Origin of the sequence: Niabella beijingensis, from assembly GCF_020034665.1 — a bacterium.
GTDB lineage: Bacteria > Bacteroidota > Bacteroidia > Chitinophagales > Chitinophagaceae > Niabella > Niabella beijingensis.
In genome coordinates, this window is the sequence record NZ_JAIQDI010000002.1 from 779,408 (window position 1) to 799,964 (window position 20,557).

Consider the following 20,557-nt stretch of genomic DNA (forward strand, 5'->3'; position numbering starts at 1 on the left):
GTGGTTCAACAGATCAAGATGCTGTCGCAAAAAAGAAATTTGTCGGATACCAGCTATAAGCATAGCCGCAAGATACAAAAAAACAATCAAACCGCCTCCGATAAAAGAGCGGACTATTTCAATGAAAGCGTCTTTATAAAATAATGTTCCGGAAAGGGGAGGGCCGCCGGGGCTTCCTGAAAGAGTGCAAAGACCGTGCTGCCGGTGCCTGTCATGGCGGCAAAGGCGGCACCCAGGGTTTTTAGCTGTTGTTTGATCGCACTGACTTCGGGGTATGCCTCAAAAACCACGGGCTCAAAATCGTTTGTAACAAGATCCTCCCATTCTGAAAGCGGGGTTGCCGGCAGCTCTTTCAATGAGCGTGCCGGAGGGGCGGGACGGACCCGGCTGAACGCCCATGGGGTGCTGATATGTTGTTTCGGGTTTACAATGACCATTGTATATGCAGAGAGGTCAAGTGATACAGGGCTTAGTTCCTCCCCGCGGCCGGTGGCATGGCAGGGCTGGTTGATAATAAAAAAAGGACAGTCGCTGCCCAGTTGCAGGGCATATTTTAGTAATTGTTTTTGCGATAATTGCAGGTCGAAGAACCGGTTCAATGCCAGCAGGGTGGTTGCTCCGTTGGCGCTTCCGGCACCAAGACCGGCACCTGCGGGTATGTTCTTTAAAAGATGGAATTGCACAGGGGGAAGATCCGGCCGCTCGTTCTTCAGCAATTGCCAGGCCTTTAAAACAATATTACTTTCAGGGTTGCCGGGGATGGGCAGCCCGTAAAGCGTGAGCGTCGTTTCTTTTCCGGAGGGAAGTAATTCAAGCACATCAAAAAGCGGAAGTGGATAAAATACGGTTTCAAGATCATGAAATCCATCCGGCCTTTTGGAAGTGATGTGCAGCCCCAGATTAACTTTGCAATTGGAAAAGAATACCACGGTAAGAGGGCGGTTATTTTTTTGTTCGGCTGTTGATTTCGTCCCGTATGGCAATGGCCCGGATATAGTCCTCATTCTCGAGCACCTCATTGAGCAGGGTATTCAGCTCTTCCAGGCTCAGACTTTTCAGGTCGTCCCTGCCGGGCTCACTGGTGGTGGCGCCCACTGCTTCTTCACGGGTGGGTTTCGGTTCGCCTTTTTCATCCATTACAATCCCTGCTGTTTCCAGGATATGCTCGTAGGTGTAGATCGGACAGCCGAACCGGACCGCCAGTGCAATGGCATCTGAAGTACGGCTGTCGATCTCCACCGTATCGTGTTCGGAAGAACAAATGAGCTTGCTGAAGAAAATGCCTTCCTGCAGGTCTGAAATAATGATCTCATGCAGGTCGATGTTGAAGGCTACCAGGAAGTTTTTCATCAGGTCATGAGTCAGGGGTCTGCTGGGGTTCATCTTTTCCAGTGCTACTGCAATGGCCTGGGCTTCAAATCCGCCGATAACGATCGGCAGCCGCCGCAGGCCATTCACTTCGCCCAGCACCACGGCATAGGAATGGGTTTGCGTGATGCTGTGTGATAAGGCCACAATTTCTAACTCAATTTTTTTCATATATCACCAATTCTTAAATACAGGGTATTTAACCGACAAATATAACCTTTTTTTATGGTCAGCCAGCCGGTTTTGGGCATAAAACTGCCTCGGAAGCCGGGTCGCATATTCATTAAACAGGATTGTGTGTCAATCAGCTGCGCATTTCTTTGTAGGCGTTGATCAGACCTGATGTACTGCTGTCGTGCCCCGAAACCGGATCGTTGTTTTCAAGTGCCGGCAGGATCTTATTGGCCAGCTGTTTACCCAGTTCCACGCCCCATTGGTCAAAGCTGTAAATATCCCAGATCACGCCCTGTACAAAGATCTTGTGTTCATACAGTGCGATGAGTTGCCCCAGGGTGAACGGTGTTATTTTTTTCACCAGGAATGAATTGGTGGGCTTGTTGCCTTCAAAAACCTTGAAGGGCGCCAGCCGGTCGGTTTCGGCCTTTGACAGTCCTAATCTTTTTAATTCTTCCTTTACTTCCTTAAGGGTCTTTCCGTTCATCAGGGCTTCCGTCTGTGCAAAGAAGTTGCTCAATAATTTGAGATGGTGATCGCCTACCGGATTATGTGTTTGGGCCGGTGCAATAAAATCGCAGGGGATCAGCGGTGTACCCTGATGCAGCAACTGGTAAAATGCATGCTGGCCATTGGTGCCGGGTTCGCCCCATATCACCGGTCCTGTGGCATAAGTGACCCTTTTCCCCTTGCGGTCCACACTCTTTCCGTTGCTTTCCATATTACCCTGCTGAAAATAGGCGGGAAACCGGTGCAGGTACTGGTCGTAGGGGAGGATGGCTTCGGTTTGCGCCCCGAAGAAGTTGGTGTACCACAGTCCTGCCAGTGCCATGATCACCGGGATGTTTTTTTCGAAGGGCGCGCTTTTAAAATGCTCATCGATATTATAGGCCCCTTTCAGAAGCGTTTCAAAGTTATCATACCCGATGGTTAATGCAATGGACAGGCCAATGGCAGACCAAAGCGAGTAGCGGCCGCCGACCCAGTCCCAGAATTCAAACATATTATTGGTGTCGATACCGAATTGCTTTACAGCGGTTGCATTGGTGCTGAGGGCTGCAAAATGTTTAGACACCTGTTTTTCATCCTTTGCCTTTTTCAAAAACCAATCCCGGGCAGTATGAGCATTGGTCATGGTTTCCTGGGTAGTGAATGTTTTTGATGCGATCAGGAAGAGGGTTGTTTCCGGGTTTACTTTTTTCAGTACTTCCGTGATCTGTGTGCCATCCACATTGGAAACAAAATACGCCTCCATTCCTTTAACGGTATAAGGCTTCAGTGCCTCCGTAACCATAAAGGGGCCGAGGTCGCTTCCTCCGATACCGATGTTTACGATCGATCTGATCTTTTTGCCGGTGTATCCCAAATGGCTTCCGGTATGCACCGCTTCGCAGAAGCGTTTCATTTTCTGCTGAACCTTGCGTACCTGCGGCAGTACGTTTTTCCCGTTGCTGTTGATGGCTGCTTTCCCAAAATAACGGAGTGCAATATGTAGCACCGAACGTTGTTCTGTCTGATTGATAGCTTCCCCGGAGAAGAGCGCGTTGATACCCTCCTTGACCCGGGTCTCCTTTGCAAGCTCCATCAGTAGTTGCAGGGTCTTGTCATTGATCCGGTTCTTGGAATAATCAAAAAGAATATCGCCCTGCCGGAGGGAATATTTTTCAAAACGGTTTTCATCTGCAGCAAACAGATCGCGCAGGTGTAGCTGTTGCAATGTTGCGGCATGCGCCGCCAGTTTTTTCCAGGCCTTTGTTTTTACGGGATTTTGGGTTGGTAACATATAAAGTTCTTTAGTCGTTTTTTTTAATGGAGTGAAGGGCTTTTACAACCTGATGCACCATTGCTTCCGTGATATCGAGGTGCAGCACAAAACGTATGCTGTCGGGACCGGTCGCATTGCAAAGGATGTTTTCTTTCCGGAGCCGGGCTGCCAGGTCCGGGGCTGAAATTCCCCTGGTTTCAAAAATAATGATATTTGTTTCTACAGGCAGGATGTTTTCCACAAAGGAGCAATGCTGCAGGGCTCCGGCAATTACTGCCGCGTGGATATGGTCCGTTTTCAGTTTGTTAATATGGTGCTCCAGGGCATAGAGCCCTGCCGCCGCCAGGATACCGGCCTGGCGCATACCACCACCGAGTAGCTTTCTGATACGGCGGGCCTTTGCGATGAATGGCCGTGTTCCCAGCAGCACACTGCCAACCGGGCATCCCAGGCTTTTTGAAAAACAAACGGAAATACTGTCGAATAAATTTCCATACTGCTGCGGGGTCTCGTCCCGGGCAACCAGCGCATTAAATAACCGGGCGCCATCCAGGTGAAAGCCCAGTGCATTGGCATCACAGACCGCTCTTATGGCTAGCAGCGCTTCAAAGCTGTAACAGCTTCCTCCACCCCGGTTGCTGGTGTTCTCGATACATACCAGCCGGCTCACGGCTTTATGCACATCATCCGGATTTATGGCTGCCGCTACCTGTGTGGCGTTGATACGGCCCCTGTCGCCCGGAAGTAACCGCACCGAAGCACCGGAGTTAAAAGAAATGCCCCCGGCTTCATAAAGGTAGATATGTGCGTTGGCCTCACAGATCACTTCATCTCCCGGCTGGGTATGACATTTAATAGCGATCTGGTTGGTCTGGGTACCGCTGGAGCAAAAAAGTGCGGCCTCCATTCCAAACAGTGCTGCACAACGGGCCTCCAGTTCATTTACAGTGGGGTCTTCTCTAAATACATCATCGCCTGTTTCAGCCTGCAGCATGGCCTGCAACATGCCGGGGGAAGGGCGGGTTACCGTATCTGAGCGTAGATCAATCATTTGGGTTTCAAAATTAAGATTTTGGAATAACCCGCAAATAATCCAGGCAGGTAAATTTATGAACGCTCCAAGTGAATGAAATTCAATAGTGATTCATGTATTACATATTTTTTAACATATAAAAGCTAAATTTGTAGATAATTTGTAAGGCTTTATTGAAATATCCGTCGTCCTTTTTCGTTTTTATCAGAAGTTTGTACGGGTGTTTTAATACAGCCGGTTCAAACGGCAATTTATTCATCCGGCGAATTATTATTGATTTAAAATGGCTTTAAAACTGACAGGAAAAAAGGGGTACTTTGTAATAGCAGGCATTTTTGCATTCTCTATATTCAGTTCCGCACAGAATTCGTACACACCCGCAGTATCCTACGGGGCTTTTTTTGATGCGCAAACGAGCTTCCCGCGCCCCAAAGAGTCGTTCCAGCGAAAAGGGGAGTATCTTAAAAATCTGTTCAAATTAAAAGGGCTGACCTGGCCGGCAAAATATGTTTACCTCCGTTCTTTCAAATACGACAGCCAGCTGGAAGTTTGGGTAAAAAACTCAGTACAGGAGGAATACAAGCTTTTTAAGATCTATAAAGTATGCGCATTAGCCGGCTCCCTGGGGCCGAAGCGGTTTGAAGGGGATTACCAGGTGCCTGAGGGATTCTATTATATCAATGAGTTCAACCCCAACAGCAATTATTATTTATCACTGGGATTGAATTATCCGAATGCATCCGACCGCATCCTTGCGGACCAGGCAAAACCCGGTGGTGATATTTTTATTCACGGCGGCTGTGCAACAGTGGGGTGTATCCCCATTAAAAATGACCAGATCGACGAGCTCTATATCCTTACGGCCAGTGCCAAAAGCTCCGGGCTTGATTATATACCGGTACATATTTTCCCGATCAACTACAGCGTTAAAAGAAGTTATGAATACCTTAATAAAATGCTGGAGAGCGATCCTTCCTACAAGACACTGAACATAAAACTGGAAGAGGCCTTTGAGTATTTTGAACAACACAAGCAGCTGCCGGTGATCATGACGAAGGACAATGGTGAATATGTGGTGAATGACGCACCAGCCCTGTCGCCGCGCTTCCTGCCGAAACAGCGGCCCAAATCCAATTTTGTTCCCAGTCACCGGAATGTCGATTTTGTGGCGGACGCAGTTGCCAAATGGCCGGAATATCCCGGTGGTGCTGCTGCATTTGCCGGCTATCTGAAACAGGTAGGTTCGGAGATGGTAAAAGAGCTGCCCGATAGCGTTACCCATGCCTACGTGCAGCTGGAATTCATTGTAGACAAGGATGGCAGCCCGGTGAACTTTAAAATACTGAAAGGAGGCGTTGACGACTATTTTGATAAGGTGCTCTTGTCAAAGCTGGAAAAAATGCCTGCCTGGTCGCCGGCCATTTTAAGGGAAAAACCGGTTGCAAAGAAAATGGTCCAGACCATCAGCGTCAATGGTGAATAGCCGGTGGGTGCCTTTTATCGGTGCAGGGCCCGGAAATTTTTAAGGGTCTGTTGTTTGACCAGCACCTCTTTCTCCCCGACATATTGATCCAACGCATTTTTATTGTAATGACGGATCGTGGTAAGCGTCAGCCCGGGCGTAACGTGCACATCGAATACTTCAGCAGCTGCGGATGAGAACCTGCTGATCTTTTCCTCCCAGTTATCAAAAGCAAAAATCAGACTGATGGCTCCGTTCTGTGTCAGAGTGGGACGCAGTGAATGCTCATTGAACCACTGATAGAGCTGGTAGGCATGTGCATCCCCCACAAATGAAAAATCCTTTGTTTTTAATTCCATCATTACCTGGTTCTCTTTGATAACAATAATAGGCGGCAGATCCTTGCTGATGTTGTCATGGATAACCGTTCCCGGGAGATCTGCGTCCAGGAAACATTTTACATATAACGGGATGTTTTTATTCTGCAGGGGTTTGATCGTTTTGGGGTGGATCACCTGCGCGCCATAGTAGGCCATTTCGATCACTTCGTTATAGCTGAGCGAATGGATGGGAAGTGCATCCGGTATCATTTTGGGATCAGCGCTCATCACGCTTTCAACGTCCTTCCATATCGTAAGGCTTTCTGCATGGAGCATGCTCGCAAAAAGGGCTGCCGAATAATCGCTGCCTTCACGCCCGAGCGTAGTGCTTTCGTTCTCGTCCGTAGCGCCGATAAATCCCTGGGTGACCACCCATTTTTTTTCTTTGATCAGCGGAAGGATCTGGCGGTCTACCTGCTGTTGTGTAAATTCCCAATTGATATTTGCGTCCCTGAAATTATCATCGGTGCGGAAAATGTCGCGTACATCCATCCACTGGTTCCGGATACCGCGCTCGGAAAGGTAAAAGCTTACAATACAGGTGGCCAGCAGCTCGCCCACACTCACGATCTGGTCATAGTAGTAGTCGAATTCCCGCACCGGTGCATCATGCAGCATCCATTCCACCTCTGTAAAAAAATCTTTTAGCCGTGCTTCGCAGGCCAGGTAATGGGTTACCAGCAGGTATTTTGCTATAGTAAGATGTTGTTTTTTTATTTCATCGAAAAGTCCGAGAGCTTCTTCTTTTTTTTCTTCATAATAAGCGTGGGCGACTTTCTCCAGGGCATTGGTGGTTTTGCCCATTGCGGAGATCACGATCACAAGGTCGTCATCCGGGAACCGTTCCAGAATCGTTGCTACATTGGAGACCCGTTCCGCACTGTTTACCGAAGCTCCCCCGAATTTATAAACCTTCATCGCTTTTTGTTTTGCGGCGAAGGTCGCCCTTTTTTTATAAACACAGGAGCCTCCTGAAAAATAATCCCGCAGGGCAATTGATAACTTATTTGTAGTTTTAGCGCATGACAATCCCCATTATTTCCGTTGAGAACCTGATAAAGGATTATGACCAGTTCCGGGCAGTAAAAGGTATTTCATTTGAGGTACGGGAGGGAGAGATCTTCGGATTGCTGGGCCCGAATGGCGCCGGAAAATCCACCACCCTGGAGATCATTGAAACGTTGCGCCCGAAGACAAGCGGCACGGTAACGGTGGCGGGCTACGACCTGGACCGGGAGCCCGACCAGATCAAGGGCATTATCGGTGTACAGCTTCAGGCCAGCGGCTATTATCCCGGTCTGAACCTGGTACAACTGGTGGACCTGTTTGCAGGATTGTACAACGAAAAGGTACAGGCACTGGAGTTGCTGAAAACCGTGAATCTTGAGGACAAGGCAAGGGCGAAGTTCAAAGACCTTAGCGGCGGACAAAAACAGCGGTTCTCGGTAGCCACTACGCTGATCAATAAGCCGCGGGTAGTATTCCTGGATGAACCGACCACAGGTCTTGATCCGCAGGCACGAAGAAATTTATGGGAGCTGATCCGTGAGATCAACAGGGCCGGTACTACGGTTATCATTACCACACATTATATGGATGAAGCCGAGTACCTCTGTGACCGGATCGCCATCATTGACTCCGGGCAGATTGTGGCCCTTGATACACCCGATCAGCTGATCGATAACCTGGTGGCTACCGGGTTCGAACGCCCCAAAGAAGTGAAGAAGGCCAATCTCGAAGATGTGTTTATTCATCTTACCGGCAAACACCTCCGAGAAGGATAAAGGAAAAGACCACCCGTCTTTTGTGCGGTATGTTTTATGCCGGATTGGTTAACTTTGACACTATTTATTTTCAAACAGCACGAAATATATTATGGGTTTACAGGATAAATTAAAAGCATTTATGAGCAACAAAATCGAGGCCCAGAAAGAGGCCGGAAAAAAGTTTTTGGAAGAAAATGGGAACAGGGAAGGTGTACAGACACTTCCGGAAGGTATCCAGTACGAAGTACTCAAGGAGGGCACCGGAAAGCAGCCTGCAGTGGAGCAAACTGTGACGGCGCATTACCGGGGTGCCCTGCTCGACGGAACAGAGTTTGACAGTTCTTTTAAAAGAAACCAGCCATTCACCGCGCCGCTCAAAGCCCTGATCAAAGGATGGCAGCTTACTATTCCGCTGATGAAAGAAGGAAGTCACTGGCGGCTGTGGATCCCTTCAGACCTGGCTTACGGCGACAGGGGGGCAGGCGGTGATATTCCCGGCGGCGCCACACTGCTTTTTGAAGTGGAACTGTTACAGGTACATTAATTGTTTCTTATAAACATTTAACAGAAGCCGGCAGATGATCGAGAACCAATACCCAATAGGCCCTTTTAAGGAACGTGTTTTTTCCGATGCGGTAAAGCAGGAATGCCTCGGTGCTATCCGCTTTTTACCAAATATGCTGGAAGCCGCCATCACCAACCTGGATGAGGCGCAGCTTCAGACGCCGTACCGGGAAGGGGGATGGACCGTGCATCAGCTGGTGCATCATGTTGCAGACAGTCATATAAACGCCTACACCCGGTTTAAATTGGGCCTGACCGAAGTCCAACCGGTGATCCGGCCTTACGATGAACAGGCCTGGGCCCTGCTGGATGATGTAAAAAATCTGCCGGTCAATACATCCATTACGCTTCTGTATGCCCTGCATGCAAGATGGTATGCTACCATCCGGGACCTTGGTGAAGCACAGTGGGCCCGGAAAGTCGTTCGTCCGGATGCACCGCAACCACAGTCGCTGGCCTACTATTTACAACAATATGCCTGGCATGGCAAACACCATGTGGCACAAATCAATTATTTAAGGGAGCAACAAAAATGGCAGCAATGAACTGGAAGACCCTGTCTTCCGAATATTTATTCAAGGACCTTTGGTTTACCGTACGCAAGGACCGGTGCGAAACGCCCCTTGGGAAAATAGTGGATCCTTATTATGTATATGAATTTCCGACATGGGTGACCGCCTTTGCACTTACAGAAGACGGCCAGGTAATACTGGAAGCCCAGTACCGTCACGGTATCGGGGAGACCCATTATGAAATTCCCGGCGGTTGTGTGGATGATTCGGATGCAAGCCTGGAGGCGGCTATAAAACGGGAGCTAAAAGAAGAGACCGGCTACGAATTTGCCGGGCTTGAATACCTGGGGAAGACCTGCGCCAATCCATCCACCAATAATAACTGGATGCATATGTTCCTGGCAACAGGAGGAAGGAAGACCAGTGAGCAGGAGTTGGACGAAAATGAGGAGATCCGCGTAACGCTGGTGCCGATGGAGCAGTTTAAGGAAATGTTTCGTAAGAATACGTTCATCCAGTCGATGCATGTGACCTGCATGTTGTATGCCTTGCAGCGGCTGGGAGAATTAAAGATTTGATAAAAAAAAATCATGGATCCGCTGGAACTTTTTAAGGAATGGTACCTGGAAGAAAAAACGCTGTCCGGGGCAGCATTACCGGGGGCCTGTTGTTTGACCACCTTAGGTTTGGATAACTTTCCGAACAGCCGGTTTGTTTCACTGAAAGAAATAAAGAACGGAGCTTTTATTATTACCGGTCTGACAGACTCCCGGAAAGGACAGGAGATCGCGGTTGATAATAAAGTGGCGCTGGCATTCTGGTGGCCCTGCAGTGCAAAGCAGGTGCGGGTGCAGGGTGTTGCCGTACCCATAGATCCGGAGGAGGCCGCAGTTTATTTTGCTGAACGGGATACAGCGGCCCAGCTTGTATCCGTGATCAGCAGGCAGGGCGCACCGCTGGGGGATTACGATAAAATGCACGAAGCACTTCGGGAAGCGCTGGCAGCCGGCAAACACAGACAGGTGGCACGTCCTGAAGGATGGGGTGGTTATGCCATAACACCGGCACGGATAGAGCTGATGCGTTTTTCAGAAACCCGTTTGCACCACCGTAACCTTTATGAACAAAAGGACGGTCAGTGGGTGCAGCAGCAATTGCAGCCCTGAGCGTTTCTTATTGTATTTAAAACTGGTATATTTTGGCAATTGAAAATTCACCGGTGGTTTACCGATACCTGCCCTGGATCGCAGCGCTGGCTATTTTTATGCAGTCGCTGGACGGAACCATTCTCAATACAGCCTTGCCTTCGATTGCCGCAGACCTGCACCGTTCGCCGTTAACCATGCAGTCCATCATTGTAAGCTATGTGCTGATCCTGGCGCTGCTGATCCCGCTGAGCGGCTGGATGTCGGATCATTTTGGCTCCCGGAAGATCTTTATCTGGGCGGTGGGACTGTTCACCCTCGGCTCATTGTTCAGTGCGCTTTCCACCAGTCTGACCGTATTGATCCTCTCCCGGGTGGTACAGGCGGTTGGGGCTTCCATGATGGTGCCGGTGGCCCGGCTGGCCATACTTTATACCTATTCAAAAGACAAACTGCTGGGGGTGATCAATTTCATTACGATCCCCGGTCTGGTAGGGCCTATTATCGGTCCTACACTGGGAGGATGGCTGGTGGATGTAGCGAGCTGGCACTGGATCTTTCTGATTAATATCCCTGTGGGGATCCTGGGGATGACCTTCGCCTGGAAAGTGATGCCCAATTATATTTACAGGGGCAAACCTTTTGATACGGTGGGGATGATTTTATTTGGCGGCTCGCTGATCTGTATCACGGTGGCCATCGAGCTGGGTTCCGAAAAGATCGTGGAGGGTTGGTACCTCATAGGCGTCGCCGTGTTAGGGATCGTTTTAATGCATGCTTATTACCGGCATTTCAAAAAACTGCGGTATCCGTTGATCGACCTGCACCTGATCCGCATCCGCACCCTGCGCATCGGTGTTTTCGGAAACCTGCTCACCCGGCTGGGGATCGGAGGAATGCCGTTGCTGCTGCCGCTGCTTTTCCAGGTAGGGTTCGGGCACACGGCGATGGTCTCCGGTATGATGCTGATCCCGTCCGCCATTACCACCATTATGGTAAAACCCTGGGTGGTGCCTGTTGTAAGACGGTTTGGTTACAAGAAAACCCTTATTGTTAATACCATGCTCATCGCTGCGGTCATCGCGCTTTTTTCGATCCCGGATGCGCATACGCCCCTGCCATTGCTGATCCCTTACCTGGTGCTTTTTGGTGCGGTAAACTCTATCCAGATGGCTACAATGAACACGCTGGCCCTGTCTGATCTCAATAATGAAAACGCCAGCACGGGCAACAGTCTGCTGCTGGTAATGCAGCAGCTTTCCATGAGCCTTGGAGTATCGGTGAGCGCCTATCTCTTATCAAAATACAGCAGTGCTTCGTGGATCAGGTCCGGCGATCCGGTGACGGTATTCCGGTATTCTTTCCTGACAATGGGTGCCATAACCGCAGTTGCGGGACTGATCTTCTTCCGGCTGAAGGCGACGGATGGTAATACACTGACGGGTGCCACCGCACAATAAAAACGCTCCGTTTCCGGAGCGCTCTGTTTAATTATTTATTGATTGCTTGATGAGATTGATAAATTCGTCAAACAGGTATCTCGAGTCGTAGGGGCCGGGTGTGCTTTCGGGGTGGTATTGTACTGAGAACGCAGGCTTTCCTTTGACCCGTATGCCTTCAATAGACCGGTCGTTCAGGTTCACATGTGTGATCTCCACCAGTTCCGACTGTTTGACCGATTCGGGATCTACGCCAAATCCATGATTCTGAGTGGTTATTTCTGATCTGCCTGTAATTAAATTTTTTACCGGATGATTCAATCCGCGGTGGCCGTGGTGCATTTTAAAAGTAGAAATACCATTGGCCAGTGCCAGCAGCTGGTGTCCCAGGCAGATGCCGAACATCGGCTTGCCTTCCTCCAGTATCTGTTTCAACTGTTCCACCGCATAGTTCATAGCAGCGGGATCGCCGGGGCCATTGGAAATAAAATAGCCATCGGGGTTAAAGGCTTTTACTTCTTCCAGGGGTGTTTTGGCAGGGAATACTTTTACAAAAGCGCCGCGATCGGTCATGCATTTAACGATATTGCGTTTAATTCCGTAATCCATTACCGCAATGCGGATGCCTGCCTGCGGGTCACCGGATTCATAGACCTCTTGGGTGCTTACTTTGGAGGCCAGCTCCAGTCCGTCCATCGACGGTACCTCCGCCAGGCGTTTTTTCAGCGCGTCAATATCAAAGATCTCAGAAGAAATGATACAGTTCATCGCGCCTTTTGTGCGGATATGGGTCACCAGTGCCCGGGTATCCACATCATGGATGGAGACGATATTGTTCTTTTTCAGGTACTCATCAAGTGAACCAACTGCCCGTCTGCGGGAATAATTCTCGTTCAGGTTTTTGGCAATGACCCCCAGAATTTTTACACTGTCCGACTCCACATCTTCATCAATCACCCCATAATTCCCGACATGTACGGCATTCATGATCACGATCTGACCGTAATAGCTGGGATCGGTAAAAACTTCCTGGTATCCGGTCATACCGGTATTGAAACAAATTTCACCGGTGGTGGTGCCGATGGCACCAAAAGCTTTGCCGGTACATACGGTTCCGTCTTCTAGCAGTAAAATCGCAGGAGTAGCTGTCATTTATCTTTTTTGGGAATTAAAAAATCACGCAAAGTTAAGTTGAAAAGTTGAATAGATGAAAGAAATAGCCGTAAAATATTAACGGAGGCTTTTCCTGCTAATCGCTCATTGCCTGTCGCTTCATTTCGGCTGCTGTTTCATGTCCCAGGTATTTTTCGATGGCGTTGTGCACCCAATAGATCACGGGGGTCATAATCACTGCTACAATGAACTTATAAATGTAGTTGCCCACACAAATGCTGAGCACCAGTACCAGGCTCCAGGGCGCCCCCTGGTTGGCGGATACCCTGGGGCCGACATAAAAGGCGATAAAAAGCACCAGGAAGCTGTCTACAAGCTGCGAGATCAGCGTGGAACCGGTGGCTCTCAGCCAGATGGCCTTTTCGCCTGTGGCTTTTTTGATCCGGTGAAAAACGGCCACATCGAGGATCTGCCCCAGCAAAAAGGCGCCAAGCGACCCGATAATGATCCAGGATCCCTGTCCGAGCACCACCCGGTACGCATGATCCGCATTGGGAACATTGTTTTGAGTGAAATTGGACACCCAGAAGTCGGCGGGTGTTAAGAAAATAGCCCCCTGGAACATAATAAAGGTATATCCGATCAATGCTGCCGCCAGATAGGAGAGGAAACGGACGCCTTTCATCCCGTAGTATTCGTTGATGATATCGGTCATAATAAATACCACGGGCCACAGAAGCACCCCCGCCGTAAGATTAAAGGAAAAGGAATTACCGAAAAGGTTGAGGTTAAATGGCGTTATACCGATCGTTTTCTCCAGGGAGAAGATCTTTACCCCCACTACTTCGGCAACAATGGCATTGGCTACAAAAAAGCAACCCAGCAGGATGTAGAGGCGGGTTGGTTTATTTTTGGTGATAGTATGGATCATTAATATAAAAAATGTATGCAAAAATAAGAAAGAGGCAGGCGATATTGAAAAGCAGGAGCCACCGCGGTACCACGCTGCCGGGCTTCTTACCGGTGATCCAGCAGACCAGGTAGATCAGGTTGATAAGCGGTATAAAGACCAGTCCGAGTGCATATCCGGACGTAATAATGGTGGAGCTCACGGTTTCTCCCTTGTTCCACTCAACAAACAACAGGGTGAACGCCAAAATGACCATAATGCCGCAAATAAAGGCCACCCGGGACAAAAATATTAACCAACGCATAAGCTAATTTCTTGTAAAATAGCATTATTTTGCCCAAACTTAAAGGGTTTAATGTTTGAAGTTCAGCACTTCCCTGGTTTTCCGGCTGGAAAGCCTTACCGGTTGTGCGATGAATGATAAGCAGTAAACCCTAAACAATTAAATGGAACGCATGAAAAATAATTGGGTAAAGCAGCTGGTGCCGCATGTGATCGCTGTTGTCGTTTTTGTAGTGGTATCACTTATATTCTGCAAGCCGGTGCTGGAAGGAAATGTGTTGAATCAACATGATATTGTAGGGTGGAAGGGCGCCGCGCAGAATGCTTTGGATGTAAAAGCAAAAACGGGGACAGCTCCGCTTTGGAATACCGGTCTTTTCAGTGGTATGCCCAATTATCAGATCTATATGGAAGGGAAATCGGTACTGCCGAATCTGATCAAGGTTTTTGGATTGGGATTACCCAATCCCGCAAATTTCTTTTTTATTGCCTGCATCTGTTTTTATATACTGGCGCTGGCGATGGGATTGAACCCGGTGGTGGCTGTTTTTGGGGCGCTGGCTTATGGATTTTCTACCTATAATCCCGTGATCCTCTCGGCCGGTCATGAAACAAAAATGTATGCCATCGGGTTTATGCCGTTGCTGCTGGCAGGATTGCTGCTGATCTTTAACAAACGCTACTGGATCGGGCTGGCGGTGGCGACGTTGGGAGCTTACCAGGAGCTGATGTCGAACCACCCGCAGATTAATTATTATTTTTTCATCATTGCGGCCTTTATTATCCTGTTTTATCTGGTACGATGGGTCAGGGAAAAGGACTTTAAGCATATCATATTTGTCTTTGTGTTGAGTACCGTTGCCGCGCTGGCCGGACTTGGATCGTACTATCAGAGTTATGCTGCAACAAAAGAATATACGGAGTTTACGATGCGCGGAGGAAAATCGGTGGAGATAAAAGGCGACCAGGTGACAGCCGCCAATACAAAAGGGCTGGATGAAGATTACGCATTTTCCTACAGTATGAAAATGCCCGAGCCGCTTGTAATGCTAATGCCGAATGCATACGGGGGAAGCAGTGCGGAACCTTTAAAAGAGAAGGCTCAGGAAAGCATTATTGAACGCCTTACAGCCCTGAATATTCCGCAGCTTAATTCCGCAGCTCCCCAGATGGTGGGCCAGCTTCCCGGCTATTGGGGTGGCATGGCTAAACCCGGGGAATCCAACTCCGGGCCTCCTTATGTGGGCGCCATTATCTGTTTGCTGGCTTTGATCGGTTTTGCAATAGTAAAAGGACCATTGAAATGGGGGCTGCTGGTAGCCACAGTACTGGGCATAGTTATGAGCTGGGGTAGTTATTTCAGCGATTTTAACCTGATATTATTGCACAACCTGCCACTTTATAATAAATTTCGCGCACCATCGATGGCATTGGTCATCCCGCAGCTCACCCTGGTAGTGATGGCTGTGGTTACAGTACAACAGCTTTTCTTTTCAGCTGATGGTAAACAATTGCTGCAGCAGAATTTTAAAAGGGTCCTGTATGTGCTGGGCGGACTTATCGTAGTGATCGGGCTTGTTTATATCGGACAATCCTACACATCCGGATATGATGAACTGCTGACAGGGGAATTGCCCGATCAGATCAAGATGATTTTAATCGGCGGTCTTAAATCAGCCCGGCAATCCCTGTTCCTGGGGCAGTTGTTCAGAACCGTTTTATTTGCCGGGGTATTGGCGGGAATACTGTACCTGTTTGTAAAAGGTACCCTGAAGCCGGCATTGGCCACAGGAATATTGTTGCTGGTTGTTTTTATCGATCTTTGGGCAGTTGATAAAAAATATCTTACAGATGAGAACTATGTCCCGAAAGAAACTGCGGAAGCAGAAAATTTTGTAAAGACAGCTGCCGATGAACAGATCCTTAAGGATAAGGACCCGCATTTCAGGGTGTTTGACGTGGCCAATGGATTCAACAGCAATCATGCTGCCTATTTCCACCGCTCCATCCTCGGGTATCACCCTGCAAAACTGCGTATCTACCAGGATATTATTGAACGGTATTTTGGTACCGGACAACCGCCGCAGGAGTTGCTGAATGCACTGGATACGCGCTATATCATTACCCAGAATCAACAAGGACAGGTTGCAACGATCCCCAACCCCGGAGCCTATGGCGCTGCCTGGTTTGTGAAAGGGTTAAAGCCGGAGGCGGATGCGGCGAGGGAACTGCAGGCAGTGGGCAACACACAGTTGAAAGATACTGCAATAGTACCACAAGCCGCAGTATCTTCTATCGGTACAGTTCAAACAGATACAACTGCTAAAATTACACTGGTTAAATACACCAATGACGCTATTGAGTATACCAGCACAAGCAATACACCCCAGTTTGCAGTATTTAGCGAAGTGTATTATCCGGCAGGATGGAGAGCTACCGTTGATGGTAAGGAAACTCCCATAATTAAAGCGAACTATTTTATGCGCGGATTATTGGTGCCTGCAGGAAAACATACAGTGAATTTCGATTTTGAACCGGCCACTGTTAAAAAGGGGATTACCATTTCTTATGTAAGCTCTGTCCTGATCGTAATCCTGGTGCTGGGTGGTTTTGGAATGCAATGGTGGCTGGACCGTAAAACGAAAAATAAGGTAACGGTTTGATAAAGATAGCTTCTTTGGTTCCTTATAAGATCGTTCCCCCGGTAACGGGTGGGGAAAAAGGGGTTTATTATTTTTCCAGCCACCTGGCCGCATATGGGGAGCTGACCTGTTTTACCGTTACAGAGAACTGGAAATTAAATACTATTTACAAAACGATTCCCGTTTTGGGGAGTAGTAAAAACCGATTCCGGTATGTAAATCTGCTACTTTTTTTTCAACTTCGCCGGCTGTTAAAAAAGCAGGGAATCCGCTATCTTATTCTGGAACATCCGTATTATGGTTGGCTGGGCATACTGTTGCAGCGGTTTGCAGGCATAAAGTTGATTGTTCATTCCCATAATATTGAGGCCTTTCGTTTCCGGGATCTTAAAAAGTGGTGGTGGAAGTTGTTGTTTTATTATGAAAGAAAGATACACCAGCTGGCTGACCTGAGTTTTTTTATCACCCCGGAAGATCGCAGTTTTGCATTGCAGAATTATCTGCTACTGCCGGAAAAATGTACCGTTGTTCCTTATGGCATAGAACTTGCTCCTGTAGCTCCCGAAACAAAGCGGGAGGCCAAGCATTTTTTATGCAATGAGCTAGGCATTGACACAGCTACCAATCTGGTGCTCTTCAATGGCACCCTCAGCTACCCGCCAAATCTGGAAGCTGTGATCACTATTTTGAGATCTATAAATCCTCTACTGCGACAACAGTTCCGGAAGCCTTATAAGATTCTGATCTGCGGAAAGGGGCTCCCTGCGTCTCTTTTACAGGAAATAAGCGAACAGGAGGAAAATGATATCCTGTTCCGGGGATTTGTGGAAGACATTCAGCTTTATTTTTCAGCGGCGGATTTGTTTATTAACCCGGTGGCAGAAGGCGGAGGTATAAAAACCAAATTGGTTGAAGCGTTAGGGAGCAACACACCTGCGGTGTCTTATAAAAAAGGTGCTTTTGGGGTGCCTGAAGCACTTACCGGCACGCACCTCCGGGTGGTTCCGGACAGAAATGACCAGGAATTTGTTGCGGAAATGGTTGCTGTTTTAAACGGCAGGATGGAAACAATGCCGGAGGCCTTTTATGATTATTTTCGCTGGGATAAAATTGCACAGCGGGCGATGGATTCAATTGAAAAAATGAAGATATGATTGTAGGAACTGGTATGATCGCAAAACGTTTTTCTGTTTACCGGCAACAGGATGATTTTCTGGTGTTTGCATCGGGAGTCTCCAACTCAAAAAGCCAGCGTGAGGCGGACTATTTAAGAGAAATGGAACTATTGCAAAAAACCATTACCGATAATAAAGAAAAACATTTTGTTTACTTTAGTACCTGCAGCATTTTTGATCCTTCGGAGCAGAACGGTCGTTACGTCCGGCATAAATTACAGGTAGAGGATTATATCAGCAAAATGACGGAACGGTATACTGTTTTCCGTGTTTCAAACGTAGTGGGCCGCTCTGATAATCCAAACACTATCGTTAACTATTACATCAATCATATACGCAGTAATACCAATTTTGATGTTTGGATGCATGCTTTCCGTAACCTGATCGATATTGATGATGTTTTTGCACTTGTTGAGCAGATCCTGAAAGGGGGATGGCATCCGAATCAGATCATAGCTATTGCGAACAAAGAAAATTACAATGTATTAACTATTGTAAAGGAGATCGAGCGTTTTTTGCAACAGGAAGGAAATTATACCCTGGTGGAAAGAGGTACATCATTTAATATTGATGTATCTGCAATTGCACCTGTCATCGAGCAGCTTCAGATCGATTTTGGGCCGGATTATCTGCCCCGGCTGTTACAAAAATATTTTGGATGAGCAAGTATCAGGCAGCAGTACGAAAGAAATATATTGAGCTGGCACTCATGTTCCCGTTTGTATTGCTGGGCAGGGTAGCCGGTTATGTTTTTAAGTTGAAAACAAAGCACCGGCATTTTTTATTTTTCCCCAGTGCCGATATCGGGGGGTCTATAAAAGTGAATGCAGAGATCACCGAATGTATTGCTAAAGAAAAACCTTTAATCATTTTTAGCAAGAAGCCTAAAAATAATAAGTTCCTGCCGATGTTTCAGCAGGAGGGGGTACGCATTCTTGACCTGCACCGCTATATTGATTATAAAGGGTATCATTTTGTAAACTTTTTTTTCAGGGGCGTGCTGGCCACCTGGATCAACAAAGCGGAGCAACCCGTTGTATTTGGAGGAGAGTCGCTTTTTTTTTATAAGATCATACCGCATGTAAAGCAGGGAACGCGGCGGATAGAGCTTTGCCATTTAAATACCTGGTTTCCCTTTTCGCTGGGTTTTATTGACGATATAGATCAACGGATCTTCAGTACGCCTAAGATCAGGCGGGATGCAGAACGGCAATACGCCGAAAGCAATTTGCCTCAAAAATATTATGACCGGCTACTTTTTATTGATAACAAAATTGACATACCGCTATTACAGCCGATGAATACAGCACTTCCCCTGCAGGTATTATTTGTAGGACGGGGCGCACCTCAAAAACGGGTACACCTCATTGCGGCCATCGCAAAGGTCATGCATGAGAAAGAAGAAGCAGTCCATTTTTCGTTTGCGGGAGATGTGGAAACGATCGTTCCCCAGGACGTGAAGACGTATAGCACTTTGTATGGACAGATCACCGATCCTGCTGCGTTGCACAAAGTATACCAGCAGGCTGATGTGCTGATCCTGACCTCGGCCTATGAAGGACTTCCATTGGTGGTTATGGATATGATGGCCAGGGGAAAGGTGGTATTATCTACAAATGTGGATGGCATTCCGGATTACATCAATGATAAAGAAAACGGATTATTGATTACCGAAGTAACCGAGACAGGTATTGTTGCAGAAGGTGCCCGGTTATTGGAGTGGTTGAGCCGCCATCCGGAAGAAAGAAGAAGAATAGGAGAGAATGCATATGATTATACGCGGAAACATTTTAGCAAAGAGGTATTTGATGCGGCGTATAAAAAGTTACTGTTGTAGCGCCGGAGCCGGCTAACGGAAACAATAGGAAAACGCCATAAGACACTTTGATATTGGCCCGATTTTTAATACAGATAAGGGGATTGCAAACTGGAATTTCATCAGCCGCAACATTTTTTTAGGAATGGTTTCTATTGTTGTGTATGGTGCAAGATCGGCTATCGATCGTATCTTGAGATTTCTGAATGACCTCCAGTAATAATCATATACGAAGATATTGCTCAATATTCGGGCACCTAATTTTTCCAACAGGTAGAAGTTTTCTGGGATTTCTGTTCCTTTTTTGCGAAATACGCTGGCTGTGATTTGTGCTTCATGTACGCCTATACCAATAAGGCTTTCGGCGATATATGTAAATGTTGTCGTAGACAAATAGTTGATATAAAATTCAAAATCAACCACCCATTTTACCCGCTCATCATACCAGCTGGTATTATTGTTCCGGATCAGCGTGGTGCTGGGTGGGCCGATAAAGTTCCGCTTGAAGAGGTTTAAGGGGGATTTGCGGAGTAAGATTGTTTCCAGGGATGTTACCCGGTGAGGTGTTTCAGCATACGCCGAGAAAGAGATGTAGTTGCTGAATATGAAGTCGCCCGACAGCGGTTCCTGGGTCTTTTGTGCGAAAAGGGCTAATGCATCCGGTCTTGTAAAGAAGTCGTCGTGATGCATGAGTTTAATCCATTGTCCGTTGGCCTGTCTGATTGCTTTGTTCCAGTTGGCGGGAGACCCCAACGGTTCGGCATTTTTGAAATATGTCAGGCCTGGAATCGAGGATTTATAGGTATGGCTGAGTATTTCTACTGCATTGGAGCGGCTATCATCCGTAATAATAACCTCGTAGTCCTTAAATGTTTGGGACACGATGCTGTCAAGCAGTCTTTTAACAAGCGCCACATTTTCGTATGATGGTATGCAAATAGAAATCAGAGGTCGCATGCTTATTGTAAATGAGCAAATGTATTCTTTTTTTATCAAAAAGCTTTTGGCTTT

The 20,557-nt window shown here is 47.6% G+C and carries 20 protein-coding genes; 11 read left to right on the plus strand and 9 right to left on the minus strand.

Annotated features, from left to right (window positions below; translation table 11 throughout):
* Positions 1-113 precede the first annotated feature (113 nt).
* From ispE to K7B07_RS19375, 4 genes are all read right to left on the minus strand, one after another.
* On the minus strand, positions 114-1,004 hold the full coding sequence (ispE, locus tag K7B07_RS19360; protein WP_223712183.1) for a 4-(cytidine 5'-diphospho)-2-C-methyl-D-erythritol kinase: 891 nt from the start codon (positions 1,002-1,004) through the stop codon (positions 114-116).
* A complete protein-coding gene (locus K7B07_RS19365) occupies positions 943-1,539 on the minus strand; it encodes a bifunctional nuclease family protein (RefSeq protein WP_223712184.1) in 597 nt (198 codons plus the stop codon). The genes ispE and K7B07_RS19365 overlap by 62 nt, the downstream gene beginning before the upstream one ends.
* Before the next feature lie 133 nt (positions 1,540-1,672).
* Positions 1,673-3,325 carry a glucose-6-phosphate isomerase gene (gene pgi / locus K7B07_RS19370; protein WP_223712185.1) on the minus strand — a complete coding sequence of 551 codons (1,653 nt, stop codon included), beginning with the start codon at positions 3,323-3,325 and terminating at the stop codon, positions 1,673-1,675.
* A 10-nt stretch (positions 3,326-3,335) separates the two neighbouring features.
* Positions 3,336-4,358, minus strand: a complete 1,023-nt coding sequence (locus tag K7B07_RS19375; protein WP_223712186.1) for a threonine aldolase family protein — start codon at positions 4,356-4,358, stop codon at positions 3,336-3,338.
* Positions 4,359-4,623: 265 nt separating this feature from the next.
* Between K7B07_RS19375 and K7B07_RS19380 the strand changes: the two genes are divergently transcribed.
* On the plus strand, positions 4,624-5,823 hold the full coding sequence (locus K7B07_RS19380) for a L,D-transpeptidase family protein (RefSeq protein WP_223712187.1): 1,200 nt from the start codon (positions 4,624-4,626) through the stop codon (positions 5,821-5,823).
* A 14-nt stretch (positions 5,824-5,837) separates the two neighbouring features.
* On the opposite strand, the gene K7B07_RS19385 is transcribed toward K7B07_RS19380, so the two are convergent.
* Entirely contained in the window at positions 5,838-7,100 is a 1,263-nt protein-coding gene (locus tag K7B07_RS19385; protein ID WP_223712188.1) for an aspartate kinase, read from the minus strand.
* A 104-nt stretch (positions 7,101-7,204) separates the two neighbouring features.
* On the opposite strand from K7B07_RS19385, the gene K7B07_RS19390 reads away from it, so the two are divergent.
* The 6 genes from K7B07_RS19390 to K7B07_RS19415 all read left to right on the plus strand — a co-directional run bounded on the left by K7B07_RS19390 (position 7,205) and on the right by K7B07_RS19415 (position 11,629).
* Positions 7,205-7,966 carry an ABC transporter ATP-binding protein gene (locus K7B07_RS19390; protein WP_223712189.1) on the plus strand — a complete coding sequence of 254 codons (762 nt, stop codon included), beginning with the start codon at positions 7,205-7,207 and terminating at the stop codon, positions 7,964-7,966.
* A gap of 91 nt (positions 7,967-8,057) precedes the next feature.
* Entirely contained in the window at positions 8,058-8,492 is a 435-nt protein-coding gene (locus K7B07_RS19395; RefSeq protein ID WP_223712190.1) for a BamJ family beta-barrel-assembly machinery protein, read from the plus strand.
* A 34-nt stretch (positions 8,493-8,526) separates the two neighbouring features.
* The gene (locus tag K7B07_RS19400; protein WP_223712191.1) at positions 8,527-9,057 is read left to right on the plus strand and encodes a YfiT family bacillithiol transferase; all 531 of its coding nucleotides are present in this window, start codon (positions 8,527-8,529) and stop codon (positions 9,055-9,057) included.
* Positions 9,054-9,602, plus strand: coding sequence for an NUDIX hydrolase (locus tag K7B07_RS19405; RefSeq protein ID WP_223712192.1), 549 nt, complete (start codon positions 9,054-9,056; stop codon positions 9,600-9,602). Before K7B07_RS19400 ends, K7B07_RS19405 begins: the two co-directional genes overlap by 4 nt.
* A gap of 12 nt (positions 9,603-9,614) precedes the next feature.
* A complete protein-coding gene (locus K7B07_RS19410; protein WP_223712193.1) occupies positions 9,615-10,190 on the plus strand; it encodes a pyridoxine/pyridoxamine 5'-phosphate oxidase in 576 nt (191 codons plus the stop codon).
* Positions 10,191-10,222: 32 nt separating this feature from the next.
* Positions 10,223-11,629 (plus strand): DHA2 family efflux MFS transporter permease subunit, encoded by a 1,407-nt coding sequence (locus tag K7B07_RS19415; RefSeq protein WP_223712194.1) that lies wholly within the window; start codon positions 10,223-10,225, stop codon positions 11,627-11,629.
* Between the two features lie 27 nt (positions 11,630-11,656).
* Here K7B07_RS19415 and carA read toward each other — a convergent pair whose 3' ends face one another.
* From carA to K7B07_RS19430, 3 genes are all read right to left on the minus strand, one after another.
* A complete protein-coding gene (gene carA / locus K7B07_RS19420) occupies positions 11,657-12,760 on the minus strand; it encodes a glutamine-hydrolyzing carbamoyl-phosphate synthase small subunit (RefSeq protein ID WP_223712195.1) in 1,104 nt (367 codons plus the stop codon).
* Between the two features lie 97 nt (positions 12,761-12,857).
* Complete coding sequence (locus tag K7B07_RS19425; protein WP_223712196.1) at positions 12,858-13,652, minus strand: queuosine precursor transporter; 795 nt, start codon at positions 13,650-13,652, stop codon at positions 12,858-12,860.
* Positions 13,627-13,935 (minus strand): hypothetical protein, encoded by a 309-nt coding sequence (locus tag K7B07_RS19430; RefSeq protein ID WP_223712197.1) that lies wholly within the window; start codon positions 13,933-13,935, stop codon positions 13,627-13,629. Before K7B07_RS19430 ends, K7B07_RS19425 begins: the two co-directional genes overlap by 26 nt.
* 151 nt (positions 13,936-14,086) lie before the next feature.
* Between K7B07_RS19430 and K7B07_RS19435 the strand changes: the two genes are divergently transcribed.
* From K7B07_RS19435 to K7B07_RS19450, 4 genes are read left to right on the plus strand one after another with little or no spacing between them, the layout of a single operon-like run.
* Positions 14,087-16,576 carry a YfhO family protein gene (locus K7B07_RS19435; protein WP_223712198.1) on the plus strand — a complete coding sequence of 830 codons (2,490 nt, stop codon included), beginning with the start codon at positions 14,087-14,089 and terminating at the stop codon, positions 16,574-16,576.
* On the plus strand, positions 16,573-17,709 hold the full coding sequence (locus K7B07_RS19440) for a glycosyltransferase family 4 protein (RefSeq protein WP_223712199.1): 1,137 nt from the start codon (positions 16,573-16,575) through the stop codon (positions 17,707-17,709). Before K7B07_RS19435 ends, K7B07_RS19440 begins: the two co-directional genes overlap by 4 nt.
* Entirely contained in the window at positions 17,706-18,392 is a 687-nt protein-coding gene (locus K7B07_RS19445) for an NAD-dependent epimerase/dehydratase family protein (protein WP_223712200.1), read from the plus strand. Before K7B07_RS19440 ends, K7B07_RS19445 begins: the two co-directional genes overlap by 4 nt.
* The gene (locus tag K7B07_RS19450; protein WP_223712201.1) at positions 18,389-19,567 is read left to right on the plus strand and encodes a glycosyltransferase family 4 protein; all 1,179 of its coding nucleotides are present in this window, start codon (positions 18,389-18,391) and stop codon (positions 19,565-19,567) included. The genes K7B07_RS19445 and K7B07_RS19450 overlap by 4 nt, the downstream gene beginning before the upstream one ends.
* Positions 19,568-19,579: 12 nt before the next feature.
* Here the strand turns inward: K7B07_RS19450 and K7B07_RS19455 are convergent, their stop codons facing one another.
* On the minus strand, positions 19,580-20,542 hold the full coding sequence (locus K7B07_RS19455) for a glycosyltransferase family 2 protein (RefSeq protein ID WP_223712202.1): 963 nt from the start codon (positions 20,540-20,542) through the stop codon (positions 19,580-19,582).
* Positions 20,543-20,557: the final 15 nt, after the last annotated feature.